The organism is Streptomyces sp. NPDC002669, from assembly GCF_042889165.1.
Lineage (GTDB): Bacteria > Actinomycetota > Actinomycetes > Streptomycetales > Streptomycetaceae > Streptomyces.
In genome coordinates this window covers 163,508-185,066 of the sequence record NZ_JBIAQQ010000010.1, presented here as the reverse complement: position 1 = coordinate 185,066, position 21,559 = coordinate 163,508, and the positions used below count along the sequence as shown (strand labels likewise).

Annotated in this window: 22 protein-coding genes; 12 read left to right on the top strand and 10 right to left on the bottom strand. The window is 72.0% G+C overall.

Going from position 1 to position 21,559, the window contains the following annotated elements; genetic code table 11:
* Positions 1-68: 68 nt before the first annotated feature.
* The gene (locus ACFYW1_RS17840; protein WP_388993260.1) at positions 69-911 is read left to right on the top strand and encodes an alkaline phosphatase family protein; all 843 of its coding nucleotides are present in this window, start codon (positions 69-71) and stop codon (positions 909-911) included.
* Positions 912-1,040: 129 nt separating this feature from the next.
* Here ACFYW1_RS17840 and ACFYW1_RS17835 read toward each other — a convergent pair whose 3' ends face one another.
* Positions 1,041-2,483: a purine-cytosine permease family protein gene (locus ACFYW1_RS17835; protein WP_388993257.1), complete on the bottom strand. Its 1,443-nt coding sequence runs from the start codon at positions 2,481-2,483 to the stop codon at positions 1,041-1,043.
* 141 nt (positions 2,484-2,624) lie between these two features.
* Between ACFYW1_RS17835 and ACFYW1_RS17830 the strand changes: the two genes are divergently transcribed.
* Both ACFYW1_RS17830 and ACFYW1_RS17825 read left to right on the top strand, forming a co-directional pair.
* Positions 2,625-3,257, top strand: coding sequence for a TetR/AcrR family transcriptional regulator (locus tag ACFYW1_RS17830; protein ID WP_388993254.1), 633 nt, complete (start codon positions 2,625-2,627; stop codon positions 3,255-3,257).
* 240 nt (positions 3,258-3,497) lie between these two features.
* Positions 3,498-4,979, top strand: a complete 1,482-nt coding sequence (locus tag ACFYW1_RS17825; protein ID WP_388993251.1) for a PAS domain-containing protein — start codon at positions 3,498-3,500, stop codon at positions 4,977-4,979.
* Between the two features lie 253 nt (positions 4,980-5,232).
* Here the strand turns inward: ACFYW1_RS17825 and ACFYW1_RS17820 are convergent, their stop codons facing one another.
* Positions 5,233-5,592, bottom strand: a complete 360-nt coding sequence (locus tag ACFYW1_RS17820; RefSeq protein WP_388993248.1) for a zinc ribbon domain-containing protein YjdM — start codon at positions 5,590-5,592, stop codon at positions 5,233-5,235.
* Positions 5,593-5,753: 161 nt separating this feature from the next.
* On the opposite strand from ACFYW1_RS17820, the gene ACFYW1_RS17815 reads away from it, so the two are divergent.
* The 4 genes from ACFYW1_RS17815 to ACFYW1_RS17800 all read left to right on the top strand — a co-directional run bounded on the left by ACFYW1_RS17815 (position 5,754) and on the right by ACFYW1_RS17800 (position 8,827).
* Positions 5,754-6,158 carry an ArsR/SmtB family transcription factor gene (locus ACFYW1_RS17815; RefSeq protein ID WP_388993245.1) on the top strand — a complete coding sequence of 135 codons (405 nt, stop codon included), beginning with the start codon at positions 5,754-5,756 and terminating at the stop codon, positions 6,156-6,158.
* Positions 6,155-7,891, top strand: coding sequence for a SulP family inorganic anion transporter (locus ACFYW1_RS17810; RefSeq protein WP_388993242.1), 1,737 nt, complete (start codon positions 6,155-6,157; stop codon positions 7,889-7,891). Before ACFYW1_RS17815 ends, ACFYW1_RS17810 begins: the two co-directional genes overlap by 4 nt.
* Positions 7,888-8,331 carry a pyridoxamine 5'-phosphate oxidase family protein gene (locus tag ACFYW1_RS17805; RefSeq protein WP_388993239.1) on the top strand — a complete coding sequence of 148 codons (444 nt, stop codon included), beginning with the start codon at positions 7,888-7,890 and terminating at the stop codon, positions 8,329-8,331. The genes ACFYW1_RS17810 and ACFYW1_RS17805 overlap by 4 nt, the downstream gene beginning before the upstream one ends.
* Before the next feature lie 103 nt (positions 8,332-8,434).
* Positions 8,435-8,827, top strand: a complete 393-nt coding sequence (locus tag ACFYW1_RS17800; RefSeq protein ID WP_388993236.1) for an anti-sigma factor antagonist — start codon at positions 8,435-8,437, stop codon at positions 8,825-8,827.
* Between the two features lie 87 nt (positions 8,828-8,914).
* On the opposite strand, the gene ACFYW1_RS17795 is transcribed toward ACFYW1_RS17800, so the two are convergent.
* Together ACFYW1_RS17795 and ACFYW1_RS17790 are read right to left on the bottom strand one after the other, a co-directional pair.
* Positions 8,915-10,006: a M23 family peptidase gene (locus ACFYW1_RS17795; RefSeq protein WP_388993233.1), complete on the bottom strand. Its 1,092-nt coding sequence runs from the start codon at positions 10,004-10,006 to the stop codon at positions 8,915-8,917.
* A gap of 190 nt (positions 10,007-10,196) precedes the next feature.
* Positions 10,197-10,964, bottom strand: coding sequence for a D-Ala-D-Ala carboxypeptidase family metallohydrolase (locus ACFYW1_RS17790; RefSeq protein ID WP_388993230.1), 768 nt, complete (start codon positions 10,962-10,964; stop codon positions 10,197-10,199).
* A gap of 444 nt (positions 10,965-11,408) precedes the next feature.
* On the opposite strand from ACFYW1_RS17790, the gene ACFYW1_RS17785 reads away from it, so the two are divergent.
* Positions 11,409-13,298 carry an acyl-CoA dehydrogenase gene (locus ACFYW1_RS17785; protein WP_388993227.1) on the top strand — a complete coding sequence of 630 codons (1,890 nt, stop codon included), beginning with the start codon at positions 11,409-11,411 and terminating at the stop codon, positions 13,296-13,298.
* Between the two features lie 152 nt (positions 13,299-13,450).
* Here the strand turns inward: ACFYW1_RS17785 and ACFYW1_RS17780 are convergent, their stop codons facing one another.
* Positions 13,451-14,296, bottom strand: coding sequence for a peptidoglycan-binding protein (locus ACFYW1_RS17780; RefSeq protein WP_388993224.1), 846 nt, complete (start codon positions 14,294-14,296; stop codon positions 13,451-13,453).
* A 378-nt stretch (positions 14,297-14,674) separates the two neighbouring features.
* Between ACFYW1_RS17780 and ACFYW1_RS17775 the strand changes: the two genes are divergently transcribed.
* Genes ACFYW1_RS17775 through ACFYW1_RS17765 form a run of 3 tightly spaced genes read left to right on the top strand, consistent with a single transcriptional unit; the run spans position 14,675 to position 17,551 of the window.
* A complete protein-coding gene (locus tag ACFYW1_RS17775; protein WP_388993221.1) occupies positions 14,675-15,790 on the top strand; it encodes a sensor histidine kinase in 1,116 nt (371 codons plus the stop codon).
* A complete protein-coding gene (locus ACFYW1_RS17770) occupies positions 15,783-16,916 on the top strand; it encodes a hypothetical protein (RefSeq protein WP_388993218.1) in 1,134 nt (377 codons plus the stop codon). Before ACFYW1_RS17775 ends, ACFYW1_RS17770 begins: the two co-directional genes overlap by 8 nt.
* Complete coding sequence (locus ACFYW1_RS17765; RefSeq protein ID WP_388993215.1) at positions 16,895-17,551, top strand: response regulator; 657 nt, start codon at positions 16,895-16,897, stop codon at positions 17,549-17,551. The genes ACFYW1_RS17770 and ACFYW1_RS17765 overlap by 22 nt, the downstream gene beginning before the upstream one ends.
* 18 nt (positions 17,552-17,569) lie before the next feature.
* Here ACFYW1_RS17765 and ACFYW1_RS17760 read toward each other — a convergent pair whose 3' ends face one another.
* The 5 genes from ACFYW1_RS17760 to ACFYW1_RS17740 form a co-directional block, all read right to left on the bottom strand.
* Positions 17,570-18,136: a GNAT family N-acetyltransferase gene (locus ACFYW1_RS17760; RefSeq protein WP_388993212.1), complete on the bottom strand. Its 567-nt coding sequence runs from the start codon at positions 18,134-18,136 to the stop codon at positions 17,570-17,572.
* A 76-nt stretch (positions 18,137-18,212) separates the two neighbouring features.
* A complete protein-coding gene (locus tag ACFYW1_RS17755) occupies positions 18,213-18,677 on the bottom strand; it encodes a cupin domain-containing protein (RefSeq protein WP_388993209.1) in 465 nt (154 codons plus the stop codon).
* A 172-nt stretch (positions 18,678-18,849) separates the two neighbouring features.
* Entirely contained in the window at positions 18,850-19,527 is a 678-nt protein-coding gene (locus ACFYW1_RS17750) for a lysophospholipid acyltransferase family protein (RefSeq protein WP_388993206.1), read from the bottom strand.
* 92 nt (positions 19,528-19,619) lie between these two features.
* Entirely contained in the window at positions 19,620-20,222 is a 603-nt protein-coding gene (locus ACFYW1_RS17745; protein ID WP_388993203.1) for a DUF2867 domain-containing protein, read from the bottom strand.
* Positions 20,219-20,773 (bottom strand): hypothetical protein, encoded by a 555-nt coding sequence (locus ACFYW1_RS17740; RefSeq protein WP_388993200.1) that lies wholly within the window; start codon positions 20,771-20,773, stop codon positions 20,219-20,221. The genes ACFYW1_RS17745 and ACFYW1_RS17740 overlap by 4 nt, the downstream gene beginning before the upstream one ends.
* A 187-nt stretch (positions 20,774-20,960) precedes the next feature.
* Here ACFYW1_RS17740 and ACFYW1_RS17735 point away from each other — a divergent pair, with 187 nt between their 5' ends.
* Positions 20,961-21,518: a TetR/AcrR family transcriptional regulator gene (locus ACFYW1_RS17735; RefSeq protein WP_388993197.1), complete on the top strand. Its 558-nt coding sequence runs from the start codon at positions 20,961-20,963 to the stop codon at positions 21,516-21,518.
* Positions 21,519-21,559 lie beyond the last annotated feature (41 nt).

Sequence of the window (21,559 nt, the reverse complement as noted above, 5' to 3'; positions counted from 1 at the left end):
CGCGCCCCGGGCCCGGCCTCCGCCGGGCTTGCCTTCCCCCTCCCGCCCACAACACCTCTGGACCCTCCATGGACACCTCCTGCGTACTGGTGATCGGCATCGACGGCGTACGCCTCGATCTGCTCCCCGAGCTCGACACGCCCCACCTCGACGGGATCGCCCGCGCGGGCTTCCTCGCTCCCGTCGAGGTGGACGCCGACACCCCGACGATGTCCGGCCCGTGCTGGACCACCATCGTCACCGGCGTCGGGGTCGCCAAGCACGGGGTGTGGGCCAATCGTCTGGACGGCAACCGCCTCGACGTCTTCCCCGACTTCACGACCCGCCTCGCGGCCGACTGCGGGCGGCGGACCTTCGCCGTCGGTGGCTGGGCACCGCTCTTCCTCGCCCGGGAGGGTGGCCCGCTCTTCGTCGCCCCCACCCGGCTCGGTCACGTCGCTCCGCGCGCGGACACGCCCGAGGCGTGGGAGGAGGTGGACGACCGGGTGGGTGTCGAGGCGGAACACATCCTGGGCCTGGACGAGGAACTCCACGCCGGCTTCGTCTATCTGGGCGCCGTCGACGAGACCGCCCACTTCCTCGGATGCGGGGAGGAGTACCGCCGCTCGATCGAGGCGGCGGACCGGCGCCTCGGCCGGCTCGTCGCCGCCGTGCGACAGCGCCCGCGGCACGAGCGGTGGACGATCATCGTGGTGACGGATCACGGCCACCGCGACGAAGGAGGTCACGGTGGCCGCAGCTCACTGGAGCGCACGGCCTGGATCGCCGCGTGCGGCCCCGGTCTGTCCCCGGGCAGGACTCCGTCGGCCCTCCACCACGCCGATGTCGCCGCCCACGTCTACACCGCCCTGGGCATCACTCCCGACCCCCACTGGACGCTGGACGGCAACCCGTTCGCCTTCACCGGATGATCCGGTCGAAGGGCTTCGGCGCATGCCGACGTCCCTTCGCGCGAGGGGGTTCGGACGCGGGAGGGGCCTGTCCGTCGGGCCGGTCCGGAGCTTCGTCATGGCGCACGGGCGTGATCGCGCGGCGTTCCCTCAGCGGCGGGCCGCGACGGCGGGGAGGGTGCGAAGGGCCCGGGACAGTGCCCAGTACAGGGCCGCCGAGCCGAGGACGCCGACGGGAACGGCGAGGTTGAGGCCGCCCATGGCGTCGGAGACCGGCCCGGCCCAGAAGCTGGAGCTCGCGCACGCGGCTGCCGCGGAGGCGCCGAGGCAGACGGCGAGCACACCGGCCCAGTTGACCCCGCCGCGGTACCAGAACGGGCCGGTGCGGCTCTGGTCGTGCAGGGCGTGCCCGTCGTAGCGGTTGCGCCGCAGGGCGACATCAGTGGCGTAGACGGCCACGACGGGTCCGGTGACGACCACGACCAGTTCCATCATGGCCTTGACCGAGGAGAGGAAGTCGAAGACCAGGATCGCGAACAGCGTCATGACCGTACCCACGACGCCGACGACGAGCACGGCGGACACTCGCGGGAGGCGCACTCCGATCGACTGCATCGACAGGCCGGCGCTGTAGGCCGTCATGCCGTTGTTCGCGATGGTGTTCACGACCACCGCGGCGACGAAGGTGGGCACGAACCAGACGGGCATGATGCTCTCCAGCGCGGCCTGCGGATCGCTCATGTCGAGGGTCGTGGCCGCGAGCGCCCCGACCGTGGTGAACACGACGCTCGGCAGGAAGGCCCCGGACGCCGTCCACAGTGCGACGGCCCGCCCACTGGTGTCCTTCGGGAGGTAGCGCGTCAGGTCCGGGCTGTTGCCGTACGACAACGGGGTCGAGGCGACGATGGTGAAGCCCGCGACCAGCACGACGAGGTGCTCGTACCCGGTCGGCGGCTCCGCGGGTGCGTAGGACCAGTTCACATGGCCGAGCGTCCACACCGAGACGGCGAGGAACACGAGGGTGAGCAGGATCGTCAGGGTCATGTACAGGCGCACGATGGTGCCGTGGCCGTAGATCGCGATGAGGACGGTGAGGCCGGCGATCAGGCAGATGACTCCGGCGCCGAGAACGGGTGTGTCGGGCAGGCCGAGCTGGCCCGCCATGCCGAGGGCGGCCACGGAGGCCGCCGACCAGTTGAGCGCCAGGTAGAGCGCGGAGAGCAGCCATCCCGTGACCGCGACGATCACCCTGTTGCCGATCACGCCGTACATGGCCCGGGAGATCACCGAGCTCGACGTTCCGGTGACGGGGCCGCTGACGGCCATGAAACCGGTCAGGAGCCAGAGCAGGTTGCCCGCGACGATGACGCCGATCGCCTCGGCAAGTGACAGTCCCAGCAGGATGAGTGTGCCTCCGACCACGAAGCTGAGGTAACTCACGTTCGGCGCGGCCCAGATCGCGAAGAGCTCACGTGGCGACCCGTGCCGTTCGTCGTCGGGCACGCGGTCGATGCCCCGGGTCTCGATGCCACCGGTGCGATCGGGCTCAGCAGCCTGGACGGTCACGACGACGACCGCGGGAGGACGCTTCATGGGTGTTGGTTCCTTCGAGCAGGGCGAAAGGGCGAGAGATCCTCGACGCTGCGGTGACCGACGACACGCAGCCGGAACGACCAGGCTTATTGGTGTCGACACCAATACCCTGTTGGTGCCGTATCCAATAGCGTGATCCCCATGACGTCAACCCCCCGGAGTCCCCGAGCGCGCAAGTCCCCCGCGGAACGGCGGGCGGAGATCCTCCGGACCGCCGCCCGCCTCGCCCTGGAGCGCGGACTGGAGCGGGTGACCATGCAGCTCGTGGCCGAGGAGCTCGGCGTGCGGCCGGGGCTGATCAGCCACTACTTCGCCTCGGCGGATCTCCTCCTGTGCGAGGCGTTCGCCCGCGCGGCCGCCCGTGAGCGCGAAGCGCTCCTGCCGGACGGCGAGGCCGGGTTGCCTCCGGCGCGGCGGCTGAGCCGGTTCCTGCGCCGGATCGGCGACGAGGACTTCGCCGACCTCGGCAGGCTCTGGCTGAACGCCCGTCACCTCTCGCGCTACCGCCCGAACCTCCGGCGCGTCGTCGGCGAGCAGGAGGCAGTCATGCGCGACGCGCTGACCTCGGTGATCGAGGAGGGCGTGCGCACCGGCGATTTCACCACCGACGACCCGCTGGGGGCGTGCGTGGTGATCCTGGTGGCGATCGACGGGCTCGATTCGTACGCGAACGGGGACGAATCGTTCGCCCATCCCGTGCTCGACACCCTCGTGGTCGCGACGGCCGAGCGTGAACTCGGCCTTCCCACCGGGAGTCTGCGCGGCGACGACTGACACCGGAAGGGCGGACATACCGGCCTCGTTAGCCCAACCTGATCCGATGATTAAGGCAGCCGTAAGAATGCTCCGGGCGGCGTCCGAGCCGCCTTTCCGGGGTGTGCGACGGGGTTAGGTTGTTGCTGTCAGAGCCTGCCGGTCACGTCACCGTTGTGTTTCCACACCCGTGTCCACCGGCGCACGAAGGCGTGTCCACAACGGGTGCCGGGCACACGGGCCCGGGGAGGAGTATCTGTCGTGAACAGCAGGTCATTCCAAGGCGGCGCCCGACTCGCCGCCGTACTCGACGCCCTTCCCGACGGCATCGTGCTCATCGACCGGAACGGGACCGTCGTCAGTGCGAACGACGCCGCCCAGGACATGTTCGGGGCGCCCGGGACCCCGCTCGTCGGACACGGACTGCCCGGTCTGCTGCCGGACCACGGATCGTGCGCGGCCCCGGGGACGCCGCGCGCCGCCGACGGCCGCACCGTCCGGCGGGGGCGCGGGGCCCCGCTCCGGATGACGGCCCGTCGGCTGGACGGCGGCGAGTTCCCCGCCGAGGTGGTCACCACGGACCTCGGGAGCGGGCGCGAGCCGCACGGTCCCGGCCGGGACCGCTCCGACGGCGGGGCGCTGCTGCTCGTGGTCCGCGATCTCACCGACGCGCACGACGCGGAAGCCGCCCTGGTCCGTTCCCAGCGGCGGACCGAGGTGATCCTCCGTGCGGCGACCGAGGGGCTGATCGGCACCGACACCGAGGGGCGGGTGGTCCTCGTCAATCCGGCAGCCGCGCGCATCCTCGGCTTCCGCGCGAGCGACCTCGACGGCAGAAAGCTGCATCCGCTGGTGCTGCACTCGCGGGCGAACGGCGAGCCGAACCCGTACCTGGAGACGCCCCTGGCCGCCACGCTCGTCTCCGGGCTCAAGTGCCGGGCCCACGACCAGGTGTTGTGGACGAAGGACGGTGACCGGGTGTCCGCCGATGTGACCACCGTTCCGGTGTGGGACGGCGAGCGGCTCGTGGGCACCATCATGGCGTTCACCGACCGCGGCCCGGTGGAGAAGCTGATCGGCGAGCACGCCGTCGAGATGGCGCGGCAGAACGAGAAGTACGAGGCCCTCGCCGAGCGGCACCGGCGGCTGGAGTCCGCGTTCGCGGCGCTGCGGGAGCAACTGCGCCAAGAACAGGCCGGGGGCGCCGGTGACAGGGGCTTGACGGGGAGCACCGGTGCCGACGCCCCGGTCCGGAACGGCGCGGTTCCCGGTGCGGTCGCCGGGGTTGGTGCGGTCGCCGGAGCCGGTGCCGGGAGGGCCGTCGAACTCGTGGGCCCCGGCGCGGCCCGGTTCGCCGTCCACGCACCGCCGGCCAGTGTGGAGGCCGACGGCGACCACGGCGCCGCGGCACTCGTCCACCGCCCCGCGCCCGTGCCCGCGCGGGAGGACGCCCCGTCCCGGATCTCCCCGGTGGCGGGCTCGTGGATCATCGGGGCGGCGGTGCGCGCCCGGCGCGAGCAGAGGGCCTCGGAGCAGCAGTCACACGCCGTACTTCCCGGACGGCCTCCCGGGGACGCCTTCCTGCGGGCCGCCCCGGCCGACGAGGCGGTTTCGCGGGGCCCGCAGGGTGTCCCCGCCGAACCCGCCCTCGCCCCTCACGGCGCCCACCGGGACGAGGACGGCGGTCCGGGTCTCAAGCGCCTTTCCGTACTGCTCACGAGCATCCGGAACCGCCCCAGCTGAACGACGGCCGGCTCGCCATCGCCCCTCGGCCCCGGTTCACGGCCCCTCGGCCCCGGTTCACGGCCCCTCGGCCCCGGTTCACGGCCTCTCGGATCCGGTGCGGGGAGGCCGAGGGCGCTGTCGCCGGGTTATGAGACCGGCCGACGCGCCGCAGGACCGGGAACGCGCGAAGCTCCCGGTGGGTGTGCGCGGCTCCTGCCGGGCGCCCCGCCACCGGGAGCTTCGTCGTTCCGCGGCGCCGTCCGGCCCGCGATCAGGCCTTCTTGACCACGCTGGACTTGAGCTGCATCGCGCCGAAGCCGTCGATCTTGCAGTCGATGTCGTGGCCGGCGACGCCGTCCTCGATGAGGCGGATGCCCCGGACCTTGGTGCCGGCCTTGATGCCGGTGGGGTGCCCCTTGACCTTGAGGGCCTTGATGACGGTCACGGTGTCGCCGTCGGCGAGGACATTGCCGACCGCGTCCTTGATGACGTGCGCACCGGCGTCGGCGGGCGCGGCCCCGGCGGACGCCGGGGACCATTCGTGCCCGCACTCGGGGCAGACCAGGAGGGCGCCCATCTCGTAGGTGTGGACGCTCGTGCACTCGGGGCAGGGGGGAAGATTTTCGCTCACGGCCGTAGTCTATGAATCGACTAGTGAATTGCGAAATTTCGCAAGTCGTTAGAAGCTGAAGACGGTCGCGCCCCTGCCTCCTCACCCGGTGCCGTTCGCACGGAGACGCGGCTGCCCGTCGTGCGCGCGCCCTCGCGGGCGCCGATCCAGGAGAGGATTCCGTGTCGGTTCCGCTGTATCAGGCCAAGGCCGAATTCTTCCGGATGCTCGGCCACCCCGTACGCATACGCGTGCTCGAACTGCTCCAGGAGGGGCCGACCCCGGTGCGGGACCTGCTGGCCCGGATCGAGGTGGAACCCTCCGCGCTGTCCCAGCAGCTCGCGGTGTTGCGCCGCTCCGGGATCGTGGCCTCGCGGCGCGAGGGCTCCACCGTGGTGTACGCCCTGGCCGGGGGCGATGTGGCCGATCTGATGCGGGCCGCCCGGCGGATCCTGACCGAGATGCTCGCCGGACAGAACGAGCTCCTCGCCGAATTGCGCGAGAGCGAACAGGACCGGGCCACCCCGATCCGGTCCGAGCAGGACCGGGCCGGGGAAGGCCGGACCGCGGAGGTCGCGGCCACATGAGTTCCCTGCTGGGCCGGGCCCTGAGTTCCGTGCGTTCCCTCCTGCCCACCCGCGCCGATCTGGCGCAGATGGGCCGTGATCCGCGTCATGACCTGCTCGCCGGTCTGACGGTGGCGATCGTGGCGCTGCCGCTCGCCCTCGGCTTCGGTGTCACCTCCGGGCTCGGCGCGGAGGCGGGCCTCGCGACGGCGGTCGTGGCGGGAGCCCTGGCGGCCGTCTTCGGCGGATCGAACCTGCAGGTGTCCGGGCCGACCGGTGCGATGACCGTCGTCCTGGTGCCGATCGTCGCCCAGTACGGCCCCGGCGGTGTCCTGACCGTCGGCCTCATGGCCGGTTTCATGCTGGTGGCGCTCGCGGCGCTGCGTGCGGGCAAGTACATGCAGTACGTACCCGCACCGGTGGTCGAGGGCTTCACGCTCGGCATCGCCTGCGTGATCGGGCTGCAACAGGTCCCGAACGCGTTCGGGGTGGCCAAGCCGGAGGGCGACAAGGTCCTCGTGGTCACCTGGCGGGCCGTGGAGGAGTTCGTGAGGGCACCGAACTGGACGGCGGTCGCCTTCGCCCTCGCGGTCGCCGCGGTGATGCTCGTCGGCGCGCGGCTGCGCCCGACGGTCCCCGTCTCGATCGTCGCGGTGATCGCCGCCACCGTCGTGGCGCAGGTCTTCCACCTGGACGCGGCCGCGCCCATCGGGGACCTGCCCGCGGGCCTGCCCGCGCCCTCTCCGGCTTTCCTCGATCCCGGGACGCTCGGTTCGCTGCTCGCACCCGCCGTCGCGGTGGCGGCACTGGCCGCGCTGGAGTCGTTGTTGTCCGCGTCCGTCGCCGACGGCATGACGGTGGGGCAGAAGCACGATCCGGACCGGGAACTGTTCGGACAGGGCCTGGCCAACATCGCCGCCCCGCTGTTCGGCGGCGTACCCGCGACCGGTGCCATCGCCCGTACCGCCGTCAACGTGCGCACCGGCGCCTCCTCCCGCCTGGCCTCCCTCACCCACGCCGCCGTCCTCGCGGCCATCGTGTTCGCCGCCGCCCCGCTGGTGTCGAGGATCCCGCTCGCGGCGCTGGCCGGCGTACTGATCGCGACCGCGATCCGGATGGTCGAGGTCGGCTCGCTGCGCGCCATGGTGGGGGCCACCCGTTCCGACGCCCTGATCCTGGTCCTCACCGCGGTGGCGACGGTCTGCCTCGATCTCGTCTACGCGGTCGTCATCGGGCTCGTCGTGGCCGGTGCCCTCGCCCTGCGCGCCATCGCCAAGCAGACCCGCACGGACCGGGTGCCGCTCGATCAGGGCGAGCACAGCGCGGAGGAGCACGCGCTGCTGGCCGAGCACATCGTCGCCTACCGCATGGACGGGCCGCTGTTCTTCGCGGGGGCCCACCGCTTCCTGCTCGAACTGACCGAGGTCGCCGACGTCCGCGTCGTCATCCTGCGCATGTCCCGGGTGATGACGATGGACGCGACCGGTGCGCTCGTCCTCAAGGACGCGATCGAGAAGCTGAACCGGCGCGGGATCGTCGTCATGTCCTCCGGGATACGGCCGGGCCAGCGCCAGGTCCTCGACTCCGTCGGTGCGCTCGCCCTGCTGCGTCACGAGGGCCGCGAGTACGCCACCACCCCCGAGGCCATCGCCGGCGCCCGGAGCCATCTGGAGCGCGCGGGTGTCCTGCCCCCGGACTCCTCCCGGAAGCCGGGCCCCACCGGGACCGCCGCACACGAGGAATCCGCCCGATGACCGACGCCCGCACGGACGGCACCGGGGGTTTCGCCCCGCACCACCTGGTCGAGGTCTCCGGGGCCGAGGCCCTGTACCTGCTGGAGGGCAGCCGCACAGGCCGGCTCGTCCACGTGTCCAGGGGCGCTCCCGTCGTCCGCCCGGCCGTTCACGTCCTCGCCCACGGCCGGCTGATCGTACGAAGTCCCGTGCAGGAGGCCGCGTTGTGCGGCCGGGTGACGGTGACGTACCACGTGGACGGGCTCCCCGCCCCGGCCGGTCCCGGCTGGAGCGTCACCGCGACGGGTCCCGCCGAACCGGTCACCGATCCGGACGAGGCGGCCCACTACCGGCGCACTCTGCCCGGCTGGGCGCACGGCCCGCACGACACGCTGTTGTGGATCAGCCCGCAGTCGGTGAGCGGCTTCCGGGCGGCGCGGACCGAAAGAGGGGCCCGGTGACCGCCGCTCCCCGTGACCCGCGCCTGCGTCCGTATCCGCTCCCGTCTCCGTTTCCGGGTCCGTCTCCGCGGAAACGACCGCGTACGAAAGGCAGTTGACGACCGTGACCATTGAGTGGCGTTACCGCATCGAGCAGGATCTCGGCATCCTCTCCGTCGCGGGTCACCTCGGCCCCGACGCCGCCCACCGCTTCATCGGTGCTGTCGGCTGGGTGCTGGCCCGTGGCACCGGGCCGGTCGTCGTCGACCTGACCGAGTTGCGCGGCTGGTCCACGGAGGGCCGGCTCGCCGTCGCCGAGGCCGCTCGCCGTCTCGCCGCCGCCGGGCGTCCCATGGAGCTGGCCGCGATCCCGGCGGACGGCTCGCTCGTGCCGGGCGACGACGACCCGGCCGTTCCCGTCCACTGCGACCTGGCCGCCGCACTCGCCGCCCGCACCTCGCGGGGCAAAGCGGCCGAGGGGCGCCAGGAGTGGCGCACCGGGGGCTGGCCCGCCTGACCGCCGCGACCGTACGGGCCCGGCGGTGCGGTGTCCGTGCGCCTTCGCACCCGGTGGGGGGACCGGGTGCGAAGGCTCGGGGCGGGGTCAGCTGGTGCGGTTGTAGATCGCCGTGCCGGGGCAGGCGGTGACGCCGAGGCGGGTGGCACAGCCGGTGTACTGGCTGGAGCCGTTCCACCAGGCCCAGCCGCCGATGGTGCGGCCGTTCAGCCAGGTGTACTGGCCGTTGTAGTTGGCGTCGTACGTGCGCAGGCTCCAGTGCACGTGGGCTCCGGTCGCGGAACCGCCGGCGCAGGTGTCGGTGCCGATGTTGCCGAGCAGGGCGCTGCGGGCGATCGACGTCCCGTTGTAGTAGGTGGCGTTCCACATGTGGTAGTAGTCCGTGGAGAAGCCGCCCGGGTGGATCACCCTGGTCCAGCCGCCGCCGGCGCCGCACATCGAGGTCGCCGTGCCCTCACGGGACGAACGGACCCGGCCGCTTGCGTTGCCACCGGCGAAGTCGAGGCTGCTCCAGTAGCCGGTCCCTCCGGAGCTGGAGTGCGCACCACCGGTCAGGGTCATGTAGTAGTCGGGCATCCAGGGCAGCAGCAGCCCGTTGGTGTTGGCCAGGACCCCCACCGACGACGTCTGCGTCTGCGGCGTCGCCTTGCGTTGCGCGTACGCCGTCATGGTCTGCCGCTCCGTCTTGCCGACCAGGGGGGACTTCGCCACGTGGTCGGCGAACTCGCGGTCGCCCTCGAGGCCGGAGACCCAGCGGCCGGCCTCGCGGTGGGCGATGTAGAGCCAGCCCTCCGGCTCGCCGTGCTGGGTGCGCGACGCCTCGACGTAGGCGACGCCCCGGGCCCAGTCGCGCGAGACGGTGCGGACGTCGACGACCACCTTGCGGCCCTCGTCGGCGAGCTTGTCGACGGCGGCCTTCGGGGCGAGGCCCTTGGCGTCGTGGGACCGGGAGAGGACGTCGGCGGAGACGGCGTCCACCAGCGCCCGGCGGTCGGTGCCGAGGCGGTCGGCGACCGCGGACGGCATCTTCACGGTGACCCCGGCGGACGGCGGCTGGGCGGTGCTCGCCGGCGTCGTGGCCGAGTCCCGGGTGGCCGCCGTCGCCGAGGGGGCGGCGACGAGCAGCCCGGTGACGGCGAGGGCCGCGAGGGCGGTCCTCACGGATGTTCTGGAAAGCATGGGTGGTGTCCCTTTCTCTACGGGCGGGCGGGCCTGCCGTGGCGGGCGCGGGGTGGGGTGCGGCCGGGGTGCCGGGGTGCCGGGGTGGCTTTCCCGGCGTACGGCCCGGCCAGGCCCGCCCGTTGTGTTTCCGTCGCGCGGTGGGGTTTCGGTATCCGCGTGACGTGGGGTGGGGTGTGGGGGTGTGGGGTCAGAGGCCGCAGCTGGGTGCGGACCAGTACCGGCCGGTGCCGCCCGCGACGTGGACGTGGTCGTCGTGGCCCGGGTAGCCGGGGCCCAGGATCTGGGTGAAGCCGTGTTCGCGGGCCTCGAAGGCCAGGGCGCAGAAGCCTTGGGAGCCGGCGCTCATGTCGGCGGCGAGGCCGTACATGTGGAGGCTGTCGGAAGCGCCGCCGACGGCGTCGTTGCAGGCGTGGTCGCGGAAGCCGTCGTTGATGCCGATGGGCCGGTCGCCCATCGCGTGCCGCAGGGCCTGGAGCTTCCACATGGTGACCAGGACGTTGGCCTGGACGGTGGCGGCGTCGACCTGGCCGCCCGACCAGTCGGTGCCGCACTGGTTGAGTTCCGACCAGTCGAAGTTGGCCGGGGAGCAGTCGCCCTTCTGGAGTTCGTAGATCTTGCCGAAGGTGAGCGGGCCGGCGATGCCGTCGGCCTCCAGGCCGTACGCCGCCTGGAAGCGCTCCACCGCGGCTCTCGTGGCCGGGCCGAACTCGCCGTCGATGGCCAGTTCTCCGCCGAATCCGGGGTAGCCGGCGACCCGGATCTGGAGCTGTCGTACGTCCTCGCCGGACGTCCCTTCGCTGAGGGACCTGCCCCAGCTGAAGCAGGAGTTGGCGGGTGCGACACCGGCGGAGGCCGAGGCGGGCGCGGGGCTCGCGGAGGCGGACGCCGGAACGGTGAACAGCAAGCTGACGCCGGCCAGGGCCGACGCGAGCAACAGGGATGAACGCGATGTCATGTGGGGGCCTCTGTTCGAACGGGCGACATGGTCAGGGACGCAGCCTCGCGAGTCGACCAAATCGCTGTCAATGTCCAGTCAAGAAATGGTGTGGCCGGAAGCTGTCAGGCCGTGCCGGGGCCGTGGTCGCGCAGGCTCCGTACGCACGGTCCCGCCACCGCGATGACCTCGGGACGGAACCTTCCTGACAGCCGTTCACCGTTGGCCGACCGTCCGGGCCGGGCCGTTCCCGGATTCCGAAAGACCGGTCGGCCGGTACGGGTTTTCCTCTTCCGCTTCCCGCCGCACGGGGGTGCCACCCGGCCGGTGGCACCTGATCCAAAAAGATCGTCCGAAGCAGGGTTACGGGCACGCAGAAGTGAGCACGTACCGTGATCGGAGCACTCTCAATCGTGTCGATCATCACTCCGGACCGGTCAATCCCATGGACTACCGTTCCCAGTCATGATCATCTCCTGCCCTCCTTCCGGCCGGGCCATCACGACGACGGCAGCGCTCACCCGGGCGCTGTTCGGCGAACAACTGGATCGGCATCACGAGCCGTGGCGCAAACTGTTCGGCACGGAACCATTCCGCTTCCGGGAAGGTCTGTCGCCCGAGGAGCGTTCCGCTCTGTCGTACGAGCGGCTGGGGTTAGTCAATGCCGCCCTCGACGATCCCGTCGACTTCGCCGGTGACGTGCAGCGGCTGACGGCGCTCCACGAGTGGGTGGGCCCCGTGGATCCGGGGCTGGGGACGGTGGCGAGCATCCACTACAACCTGTTCCTCGGAAGCTTCTTCGACCACTCCCTCGGTCAACCGGAGCACGACCTGCGGGAGTTCGCCGAACTGCGGCGGACGGGGACGTTCCTGTGCACGGAGGCCGGACACGGCAACAGCGCCTCACAGCTGGAGACCACCGCCACGTACGACCACGCCGCCGGTGAGTTCGTGCTGCACACTCCCCACGCGGACGCACGGAAGTTCATGCCCAACACCAGCTCCACGGGCGGTGCCAAGTCCGCCGTGGTCGCCGCCCGGCTGATCGTGGACGGCAGGGACCGGGGCGTCTTCCTGTTCCTGACCCCGCTCAGCGACGAGAACGGGCTCGCGTTGCCCGGCGTGGAGATACGCAGGCTGCCGCAGACGGCCACGGCGCCGGTCGACCACTGCATCACCTCGTTCGACCACGTGCGGCTGCCGCGCGAGGCGCTGCTGGAGTCGGAGTACGGGCGCCTCACTCCGGAGGGCGCCTTCGTCAGCTCGATCGGCAGCCCCCGCAGGCGCTTCCTGAAGTCCATCGGCCGCGTGACGGTCGGCAAGTTGTGCATGAGCGGCTACAGCCTCGGGGTCACCCGGCACGCGGTCGCGGTGGCGGTCCGGCACGCCTTCAACCGGCGGACGGCCGGGGTGACGTCCGGTGGCAGCGTGCCGCTGTTCGCCCACCGGAGCCATCACACCCCGCTCCTCGAATCCGTCGCCACCACCTACGCGGCGACGCTGCTGCACCGGGCCGCGGTCCGGCGTTGGGTCGAGGCGGCGGAGCACGGGCAGGAGTCGGAGCGGGAAGACAGCGAGCGGTTCACGGCGATAACGAAGGGCTGGATCACCTGGCAGGCGCGAGAGGTCATGACCGAGTGCCGGGAACGCTGCGGCGCCCAGGGGCTCTTCCTCGCCAACGGCATCGCCGGCCAGCTCGCCGCCAACGAGGGGACGATCACCGCGGAGGGCGACAACCTGGTGATCTGGGTGAAGGCGGCCGGCGAGATGCTCCTGGGCCACTTCACCCCGAAGCAGCCCTGCGACCGGGACCCCGGGGCCCGGGACCTCGCCGACAACGATTTCCTCCAGGACCTGTTGGGCGACATCGAGCGCATCTGGCACCAGCGGGCGCGCAGACGCCTGCGCAGCAGCCCGCCGGGAGATCCGCTCAACCGGTGGAACAACACCGTCAACTCGGCCCTGAAGCTGGTCGACGCCCATGCGGTGCGCCAGGCCGGCCAGGCCCTCCTGGACGCGGCGGCGGAAGCCACCGACGACGATGCGCGGCAGCAACTCGCCTTGCTTCACCGGCTGTTCGCATTGCGTCAGGTCATGGCGCACAGTGGTGATCTGCTCGCCGACGGGCATCTGACCGGCGCGCAGGTGAGGGATTTGCAGGACGCCTCCGAAGGCGTCGTCACAGCCCTCGTGCCGCACGCCGAAACGCTGGTGGCCGCGTTCGCCGTCGTCGAGGGCGTCCTCCTCGACCATCCCATCGCCCGGCCCGAGGGGTACGAGGAGCGGCCGGTGCTGTCCTGGGACGGCACCGGGTCCGTACCTCGGCCGGCCGTCGCCGTGGCGACGCCTGCCTGACCGTGCACCGCCCGGCCCCGGGCCGTGGGGGCGCGCCGTGCGGCCGCCCCCGGTCGTGACGCCCGGGGATCGGGACCGGAATCCTGTCATGTCGCAGCTCCCATGTCGTTCCGGTGCCGTCCTCGTACCGTTCCGGTGCCGTCCCGTGCCGCCTACGGCCGGCCGAAGAGTTCCTTGGCACGTTCGATCAGGGCGCGGGCGGTGCCTTCCACGGCGTCGTAGCGGTCCGGGTAGGCCGAGACCTGCACGGTCTGCGCCACCTCGCCCGCGGACAGGTCCGGGTTGTTCGCCGCCACCCGGATGGCGGGGGTGAAGAACGCGTTCGACGCGTACGACACGTCCATGATCTGTTCCGGCGTGCCCCAGCCCTGCGACGGGCGCTGCTGGAACACCCCGAGCGAGTCCCGGTCGCCGCAGTCCAGGTTGTTCATGTTCGACTCGACCACGCCCGCCTCGAACCCGGCGAGCAGCACCTTGTCGCTGACGCCGAGTTCGACGCCGGTCCGGTAGACGATCCGGAGCACCTCGGGGTCGGGGTCGTCCGGCACCGTGCAGCCCCCGTCGCCACCGCCGCCGCCCAGACCGACGAGGTTCCGCCAGGTCTCGGGGCCGACGACACCGTCCACGGCCAGCCCCTTGTCGCTCTGGAAGGAGGTGACCGCGGAGGCGGTGGCCGGCCCGAACTGCCCGTCCACGACGAGTCCGTACCCGTACTTGTTCAGGGCGGTCTGCGCCGCCGCGACCACGTCGCCGCTCTCGCCCTCGCGAACCGTGACGATCAGGCCCGGCCAGGTCTCCGCCCCGATGACACCGTCCGCGGCGTATCCCTTGGACTCCTGGAAGGCGACCACCGTGTTCTCGGTCGCCGGGCCGAAGTCGCTGTCGACCGAGATGTCGTAACCGTGACCGCGCAGCAGGTACTGGGCGGTGGCCACGTTGGCCCCGGTCGTGCCGTTGTCGAGGACGGGCCAGGCCGGAGCGGCGGTGGCCGGACTCACGAGGCCGAGTGAGACCACCAGGGCCGCGCATACCGTGACGATCGCGATCCATGCACGACTGATTCCCGTTGCTGATATCAACCCGACTCCCACTGTCGACCCGGCTCCCGCGCCGAGGAGCATTGCGCGCCGAAAAGTAGCAACGGACGGCCCGTTCGGCATCGGACGTTCGACCGACGTACGGGATGCGACATGTCCGCCGTTTCGCGTGTTCGCCGTTTCGTGCGCCTGACATTCCGCGCATCCGGCGCTTCGTGCGTGCGGCACTTCGTGCGTCCGGCGTGAGGATTCGTCGTACGGCTTCGGTATAGTCCCGCGTCGCCGGGTCCGTGCCCGGCAGGCGAGATGACCGGCTCGATCCGGGAGGGCGGTGATCCGATGCCCGGACCGTCATCCTGCGGTGTCGAGACGCGGTTCCTGGCGTCCGCCCACCAGTTGGCCCCTCCCGTCCGCGGCGTCGCGGTGGCCGTCATCAGTGTCTTCGGTCTCCTCGCGGTGCCCGACCGGGCCCTGCCGTTGGGATTCGCCCTGTTCGGGCTGGTGCTCGTGGGGGCCGGAGTGGACTGCTGGGCGGGGCTCACGGGGCGGGGCGCGGCGTGGTCGCTGGTGTTCGCCGTGCTGCGGGTGGTGGCGGTCTGCGCGACCCAGGAGTGGACCGGCGGACCGCTGAACCCGTGGGCGCTGAACGTGCTGACCACAACGGCGATCACACTCCAGTGGGAGTGGTCCCCGGCGGTCTCCGTGCCCGTCACGGCCGGGCTGCTCGCCGTCGACCTGGCCGCGGCGGGGACCGGCGTCGTCGGCACCCTCTTGCCGCGCCTGGTGTTCGAGTGCCTGCTGGCGCGACTGGGTTTCGTACTGCTCCGCCGGTCGGGCAGGCGGGTGGACGAATTGCGGAAACGCCGGTCGGCGCTGGTGCGCGCGGAGGCCGCCGCCCTGGCGCGGCACCGGCAGGAACGCGAGTACCTCGCGCTGCTGCACGACACGGCGGCGTCGACCTTCCTCCTGGTGACGACGCAGGCGGAGGAGACCGACCCGGAGCGGGTCGCCGAGTACGCCCGGCACGACCTGGCGGTGCTCACCGGTACTTCGGGAGGAGCGTCCGCCCAGGACGGTGCCGTGGACCTGGCGGCCTCGCTGCGCGCCGTCGTCGGCCGTGGCCGGCTGGCCGTCGACGTCCGCGCGGAGCACGCCCCGCTGGTTCCGGCCTCGGTGGCGCTCGCCTTCGTCCGGGCGGTGCGCGAGGCGCTGGTGAACGTCGAACGGCATGCCGGGGTCGACACCGCCTCGCTGAGCGCGTACGGCGAGGGCGAGCGGGTCGTCGTGGTGGTGGCCGATCGCGGGGTGGGGTTCCGCCCGGACGGGGTGGCGGGCTCCCGTCGCGGGATCCGGAACTCGATGGTCGAGCGCATGGCCGCCGTCGGCGGCAGCGCCACGGTCACCTCGTGTCCCGGTGCGGGGGTCACCGTGAGGCTGGTGTGGCCCGGTGAATGAGGAACGCGCGGCAGGTGAGGGACGTGCGGCGGGCGAGCGGCGGGCGGCGGGCGACCACGTTCACGCGACGATGCGGATCATCCTGGTCTGTGCCACCGGCGTTCTGCAGTTCGGCCTGAGCCTGCGCCCCCTGCTCGCGCAGGAGTACCGGTACCGGTGGCTCGCCGTGACCGCCTTCGTCGCCCTGGCCTGCGTCACCGCGGTCTGCTGCGGATGGGTGCTGCGCCGTCGGCCGTTGCCCGTCGCCCTCGTGGCGGCCGGAACGGCGGTGGTGCTCGCGGCGTCGTTCTGCGCCGCCGCCGCGATCGACCCGGACCGGCGTTTCCAGGCTCCCGACTGGTCGTTCGGCCTGGTGGGGTGGCACCTGTTGTTGCTGTTGCTGGACCGGCCCCGGGTACTGGTCACGGTCCTGGCCGCGCATCTGGTGACGAGCACGGGGCTGTTCCTGTCGGCGGGCGTGCCGGACCGTGCCGCGCTGGGTGCGGCCGGTGCCGCCGTGTTCGGCGCGGTCGACGTCCAGCTGGCGGTCGTGGTGATCACACGGGTGCTGCACCGGCAGAGCCGCGAGGCTGCGGCGGTCGCCGAGGAACAGGACCTGCTGGTGGCGCGGATGGTGGCGGCGCAGCAGGAGGAACAGGGGCGACGGAGCGTGTTCGCCGGGCAGTTGGGGGCGACGCTGCCGCTGCTCGCGGGTCTGGCCGACGGCGAGCTGGATCCCCGCGACGACGACACCCGGCGGCGGTGTGCGCTGGCCTCGACGCAGTTGCGGCGGCTGTTCGCCGAGAACGACGACGTGCCGGACCCGTTGGTGCACGAGGTCACCGCATGCGTCGACGCGGCGGAACAGCGGGGCGTGGAGGTGTCGTTCGCGATCAGCGGCGCCGTCGTGCCGGTGCCCCCTCAGGTGCGCCGCGAGCTGACCGGGCCGGTGGTCGCGGCCTTGTCCGCGGCGCGGAGTCGGGCCAGGGTGAGCATGCTGCGCACCGACGAGGAGGTGCGCATCGCGGTGGTGGCCGACGCCTGTGCCGACGTGGTCATCCCCTCCACCGGCCGGGTCGGGGTCGAGTACGGTGTCTACGGTGAGTACCTGCGGCTGGAGGCCAGATGGCACGAGCGACAGGGCTGAGCGCGGTCATCGTCGACGACCACCCCGCCGTACGCGCCGGGGTCGCCCACTGGCTGACCACCGGTACCCCGCCGATCCGGGTCGTGGCGTCGGGTGACGACGTCCGGTTCGCGTGGACCGGGGAGGGTGCCACCGCCGACGTGGTGATCCTCGACCTGCATCTGGGCGGGCCGGCACCGGCCATGGGGGAGCTGCGCAGACTGGCCGAGGCGGGGCGGCAGGTCGTCGTCTACTCGATGCGGGCGGATGACGAAATCGCCCTGCACTGCCTTGAGTTGGGGGCCCTGAGCTATCTGACGAAGGCCGAGGGGGCCGAGCATCTCCTCGAAGCCGCCGCCGCCGCGGCATCGGGTCGTGCGTACACTCCGCCGTCGCTGGCGGGCGCGTTGGCCGGGGACCGCTCCACCGGCCGGCCGACGCTCTCGGCGCGCGAGACCGAGGTGCTGATCGAGTGGTTCCAGTCCGAGTCCAAGGACTTCGTGGGCCGGCGCCTGGGCATCTCGCCGCGCACGGTCAACACCCACCTCGAACACATCCGGGTCAAGTACGCGATGAGCGGCAGGGCGGCGCCCACCAAGGCCGCGCTCCTGGCACGGGCGATCCAGGACGGGCTGGTCCGGGTCGACGACCTGTGAGGCGGGCCTCCGGCGCGGTCACCGCACCGAGGGGGGACGGCGGGTGGTCCAGTACTCGGAGGCGGTGATGCCCATCAGCACCACGTCGTGGTAGTCGCCGGCGAAGAACTCGTGCAGGCGGAGCCGTCCTTCCTCGACGAAGCCCAAAGTCCGGTAAAGGGCGAGGGAAGCGTCGTTGAAGGCGTAGATCTCCACTTCGCACTTGTTGCAGCGTTGTTCGGCGAACATGTAGGTGAGGAGCAGTTCGGTGGCCTCGGCCGCGTAACCCCTGCGACGGTTCTCGCGGGTGATCTCGATGCCCGTCCTGAACCTCCCGGCCCGGGCATCGAACTCGCCGACCGTCACGGATCCGGCGAAGGCCCCGTCGGCCAGCCCCTCGACGACCAGCCGGAACGCCTCCCCGCCCGGCGGGCGTCCGGCGCGCTCGGCGGTCCAGGCGCGGAAGCTCTCCTCGGAGCGGGGAGGGTCGATCAGGCCGGTGTTGCGGACGTCGACGGTGTCCCGGGCCAGGTCGCGGAAACCTTCCCAGTCCTCCGGCTCGACACCCCGCAGACGTACCTTCCGCCCGGTCCACATGTCGCCCATGTCACCCACCACTCCTGCCGGTTGCAGGCACTGCCCGCCGTGCATACGAATGCCGGATGATATCCCCGGCACACGGTCAGATGTCGGGGCCGGGGCCCGGCCACGCGCCCGGCCCGTCGAGCCGGTACAGCTCGGGTACGGACACCTTGACGGGTTCCTGGGTGGTCCGGGCGATCACGACGACTGCGGGCTCGTCCGGGTCGGGGTTCTCCTCCCGGTGCGGGACGAACGGAGGGACGAGGAAGAAGTCGCCCGGTCCGGCGGCGAGCCGCACCTCCCGCGTGCCGTCGTGGTACACGAACACGGGGTGGCCGCTGACCACGTACACACCGGCCTCCGAATCGCCGTGGTGGTGGTTGTCCGTCGAGCTCAGCGGCGGGTTCTCCACCAGCCCCATCCAGAGCTTCTTCGAGCCGACCGTGCCCCCGCTGATGGCGGCAAAGCCATCCAGTTCACCGGCCGGGACACGGTGGACCCGGTTGTTGACCGGCTCGTGGTCGCGGGGTTCCGGTGCGGGCCCGGCGCCTTCGTCGGTAGTCATCGCGCAGCCTTTCGGTCTCTCGGTTTCGGTTTTCTCGACCGGGACCAGGCTGCGACTCCCGCGCCGGAACAGGCAACAGAACTTGCCGCTTCGGCAAATCTCGCGCTCCGGCGCTCCCGACGGTCCCCGCACACGGGAATCCGGTCGTCGCGGGACGGGATCCGGGTCCGGCTCAGGAAGCCGATGGCGTGTGCGGGAACGCGGCGGGCTCGCGCAGGTGGGCGGCCGCCGTTCGCCACGCGGTGGTCACCGCGGTGCGGGCCCGTGCCGTACGGGCGGCGCGGGTGCCGGTCAGGTCCAGCGGCGCGCCCACGTGCACATGGAGGTCCGGTCGGCGCAGGGGCGCCGTGACCAGGCCGGCGAGCTGCTTGACGGGGTTGCCCGAGGTGATCCGGCGGGCTCCGGCCTGGCCCACGGGTATGACGGGGGCCCCGGTGCGCTCGGCGAGCCGGGCCAGGCCGCTGCGGAAGGCGCCGGGCACCTCTTCCCCGACGTCCTTGCGGCGGGGCAGGCCCCCTTCGGCATAGATGAGGACCAGCCGTCCCCGTTCCAGGGCTTCTGCCGCGGTGTCCAGTGCCGTGGCGGCGCGTCGGTCGCCGCGGAAGACGGGGATGTGCCCCTCGCGGACGAGCGCGCGGCCGAGCAGCGGAATGCGCCACAGCCCTGCGGCCGCCATGATGACCGGCTCTGCGCCGAGCCGGCGCAGGGCGGCGACCACGACCGCGGGATCGGCCAGGGACGTGTGGTTCGCGGCGACGATGCTGCCCGGCGCGAGTGCGACGCCGGGGTCGGTGGTCACCGACAGGCGGCCGACGGCGGGCACCAGGATGTCGGCGATGCGGCTGAGCATGAACGGTCTCCCCGTCTCGACGGTGTCGATCCTCATCGTCGGGGCGGGGGCCGATCGGAGCGTGAGTAGTCGTACTTATTTTCCGTACGGGGCTACCTGTTCGGGTTCTCGGTGGGACTTCCGGTTCGGCGGTCCGGTCCGCCCCCGCCTCCCGGCCCCCGGCTCCCGCGAAGCGGCTCCGCACCGGCCAGCACCGCAGCCCCGTGCCGGGCGAGGCTGTACAGGATGAGGACGTGGAAGGGCTTGATCACGGCGAAGTAGGCCCGTCCGGCGTACCGGTGATAGCGCACGACCGTGGTGGTGACGCCCTCCCAACCGTGCGGACCGGGGCGGACCTTGAAGGTCGACCGGTAGCTGAGGTGCTTGTCGTCCTTGCCGGCGACGACCGCGTCCTCCCCGACCCGGTACAGGTGGAGCGGCCCCGCCCTGCCGCCCTCCTCGATCCGGGTCCCCCCGCTCCGGTCGGTGCCCTCGAGCCCGAAGGGCTTCACCAGCGCGTCCCGCAGTCTCAGGAGACGGGTCGTCGACGCGGGAGGCGTGCCCAGCATCGCCCGGACGAAGTCGCGCGCACTCGTGCCCGGCGGGACGTCGACGGCCACGGCGTCGATGTGGTCGCAACCGCCGAGCGTGCCGATGGTGTCCGCCGGGTCGGGCTCGACATGACGACTGCGGGGAACGACCCGCCGGCCGTTCATCGGGTTCCCCCCTTCCGGGATCCCGGAGCGCGGGTGCGGTCGCCGCCGGGCCGGGTGCGGCCCTCGACCGTCGCCACCGCGTCGCGGAGCAGGCCGGGGACCAGTCGACGGTGGACGGCGGAGAGCGGGGGCCACACCCTGCGGCCCAGTCCTCTGTCGTAGTGCAGGAAGGTTCCCAACGACACCTTTCCGCCGTCCGCCCGTACGACGAGGTTGCCGGACAGGAACCAGGAGGCGGCCTCCAGCCGGATCCAGTCCTCGCCGCGCCCGGTGACGCGCCAGCCCGCCACGGTGTCCGGCGAACGCCCGCGACTGAGCCGGAGCCCCAACAGGCCGCGCCAGATCACCTGTTGGGCGAGTCCGGGAACGTCGCCGAACATCGCCCTGGCCCACTGCTCCGGTGTCGCCGAGGCGTCCGTCGCGAGGGTGAAGCGATCGGCGTAGTCGATGGCCGGCAACGAGCCGAGTGCGCGGAAGGAATCGGGAAGGGTGTGCACCCCCACGGCCGCGTCGACCGCGTGTGCCCGCCCCGGCGGGCCGTCGGTTTTCACGAGGGCCGCCGGGCGGGACCCGCGGCCGGGGCGAACGGACCGGACTCCACGTCGGGGCCTGTGTTCACGCTCGCCGAAGCTTGCCCACACATCACGTCTCCGCTCATGTATACGGTAGCGTATACACAAACGATAGCCCGGATATACGGTGCCGTATACCTGGCGACGAGGTGAGGTGAGGCACACCGTGGGCACGACGCGTACGCCACGTGAGAGGTGGATCGAGGAGGGCCTGGCCGTGCTGGCCGCCGCCGGGCCGGACGCGGTGCGCGTCGAAGTGCTGGCGAAGCGGATCGGTGTCACCAAGGGCGGCTTCTACGGGCACTTCGCCGACCGCGACGCGCTGCTGGAGGCGATACTGGACGCCTGGGAGCGGGAGAGCACCGACGAGGTGATCGCCCGCGTCGAGCGCGAGGGCGGCGACCCGAAGACCAAGATCCACCGCGCGGGCATGCTGACCTTCTCCGACGACCGCCTGCTCCCCATCGACCTGGCGGTCCGCGCCTGGGCCCGGCACGACGAGTCGGTCGCCGAGCGCCTGCGACGCGTCGACAACCAGCGCATGGCCCTGCTGCGCGAGATGATCGGCACCTTCTGTTCCGACCCCGACGAGGTCGAGGCCCGCAGCCTGCTCGCCTTCTGCGCGGCGATCGGCGGCCACTTCCTCGCCGCCGACCACGGCGGGCGCACCCGGGCCCAAGTGCTCGCCCACGCCGCCGATCTGGTGCTCGACCGCCCCCGGTAGGGCACCCCTGGAAGGCATTTCGAAACAGTCGGCCAGGCCCC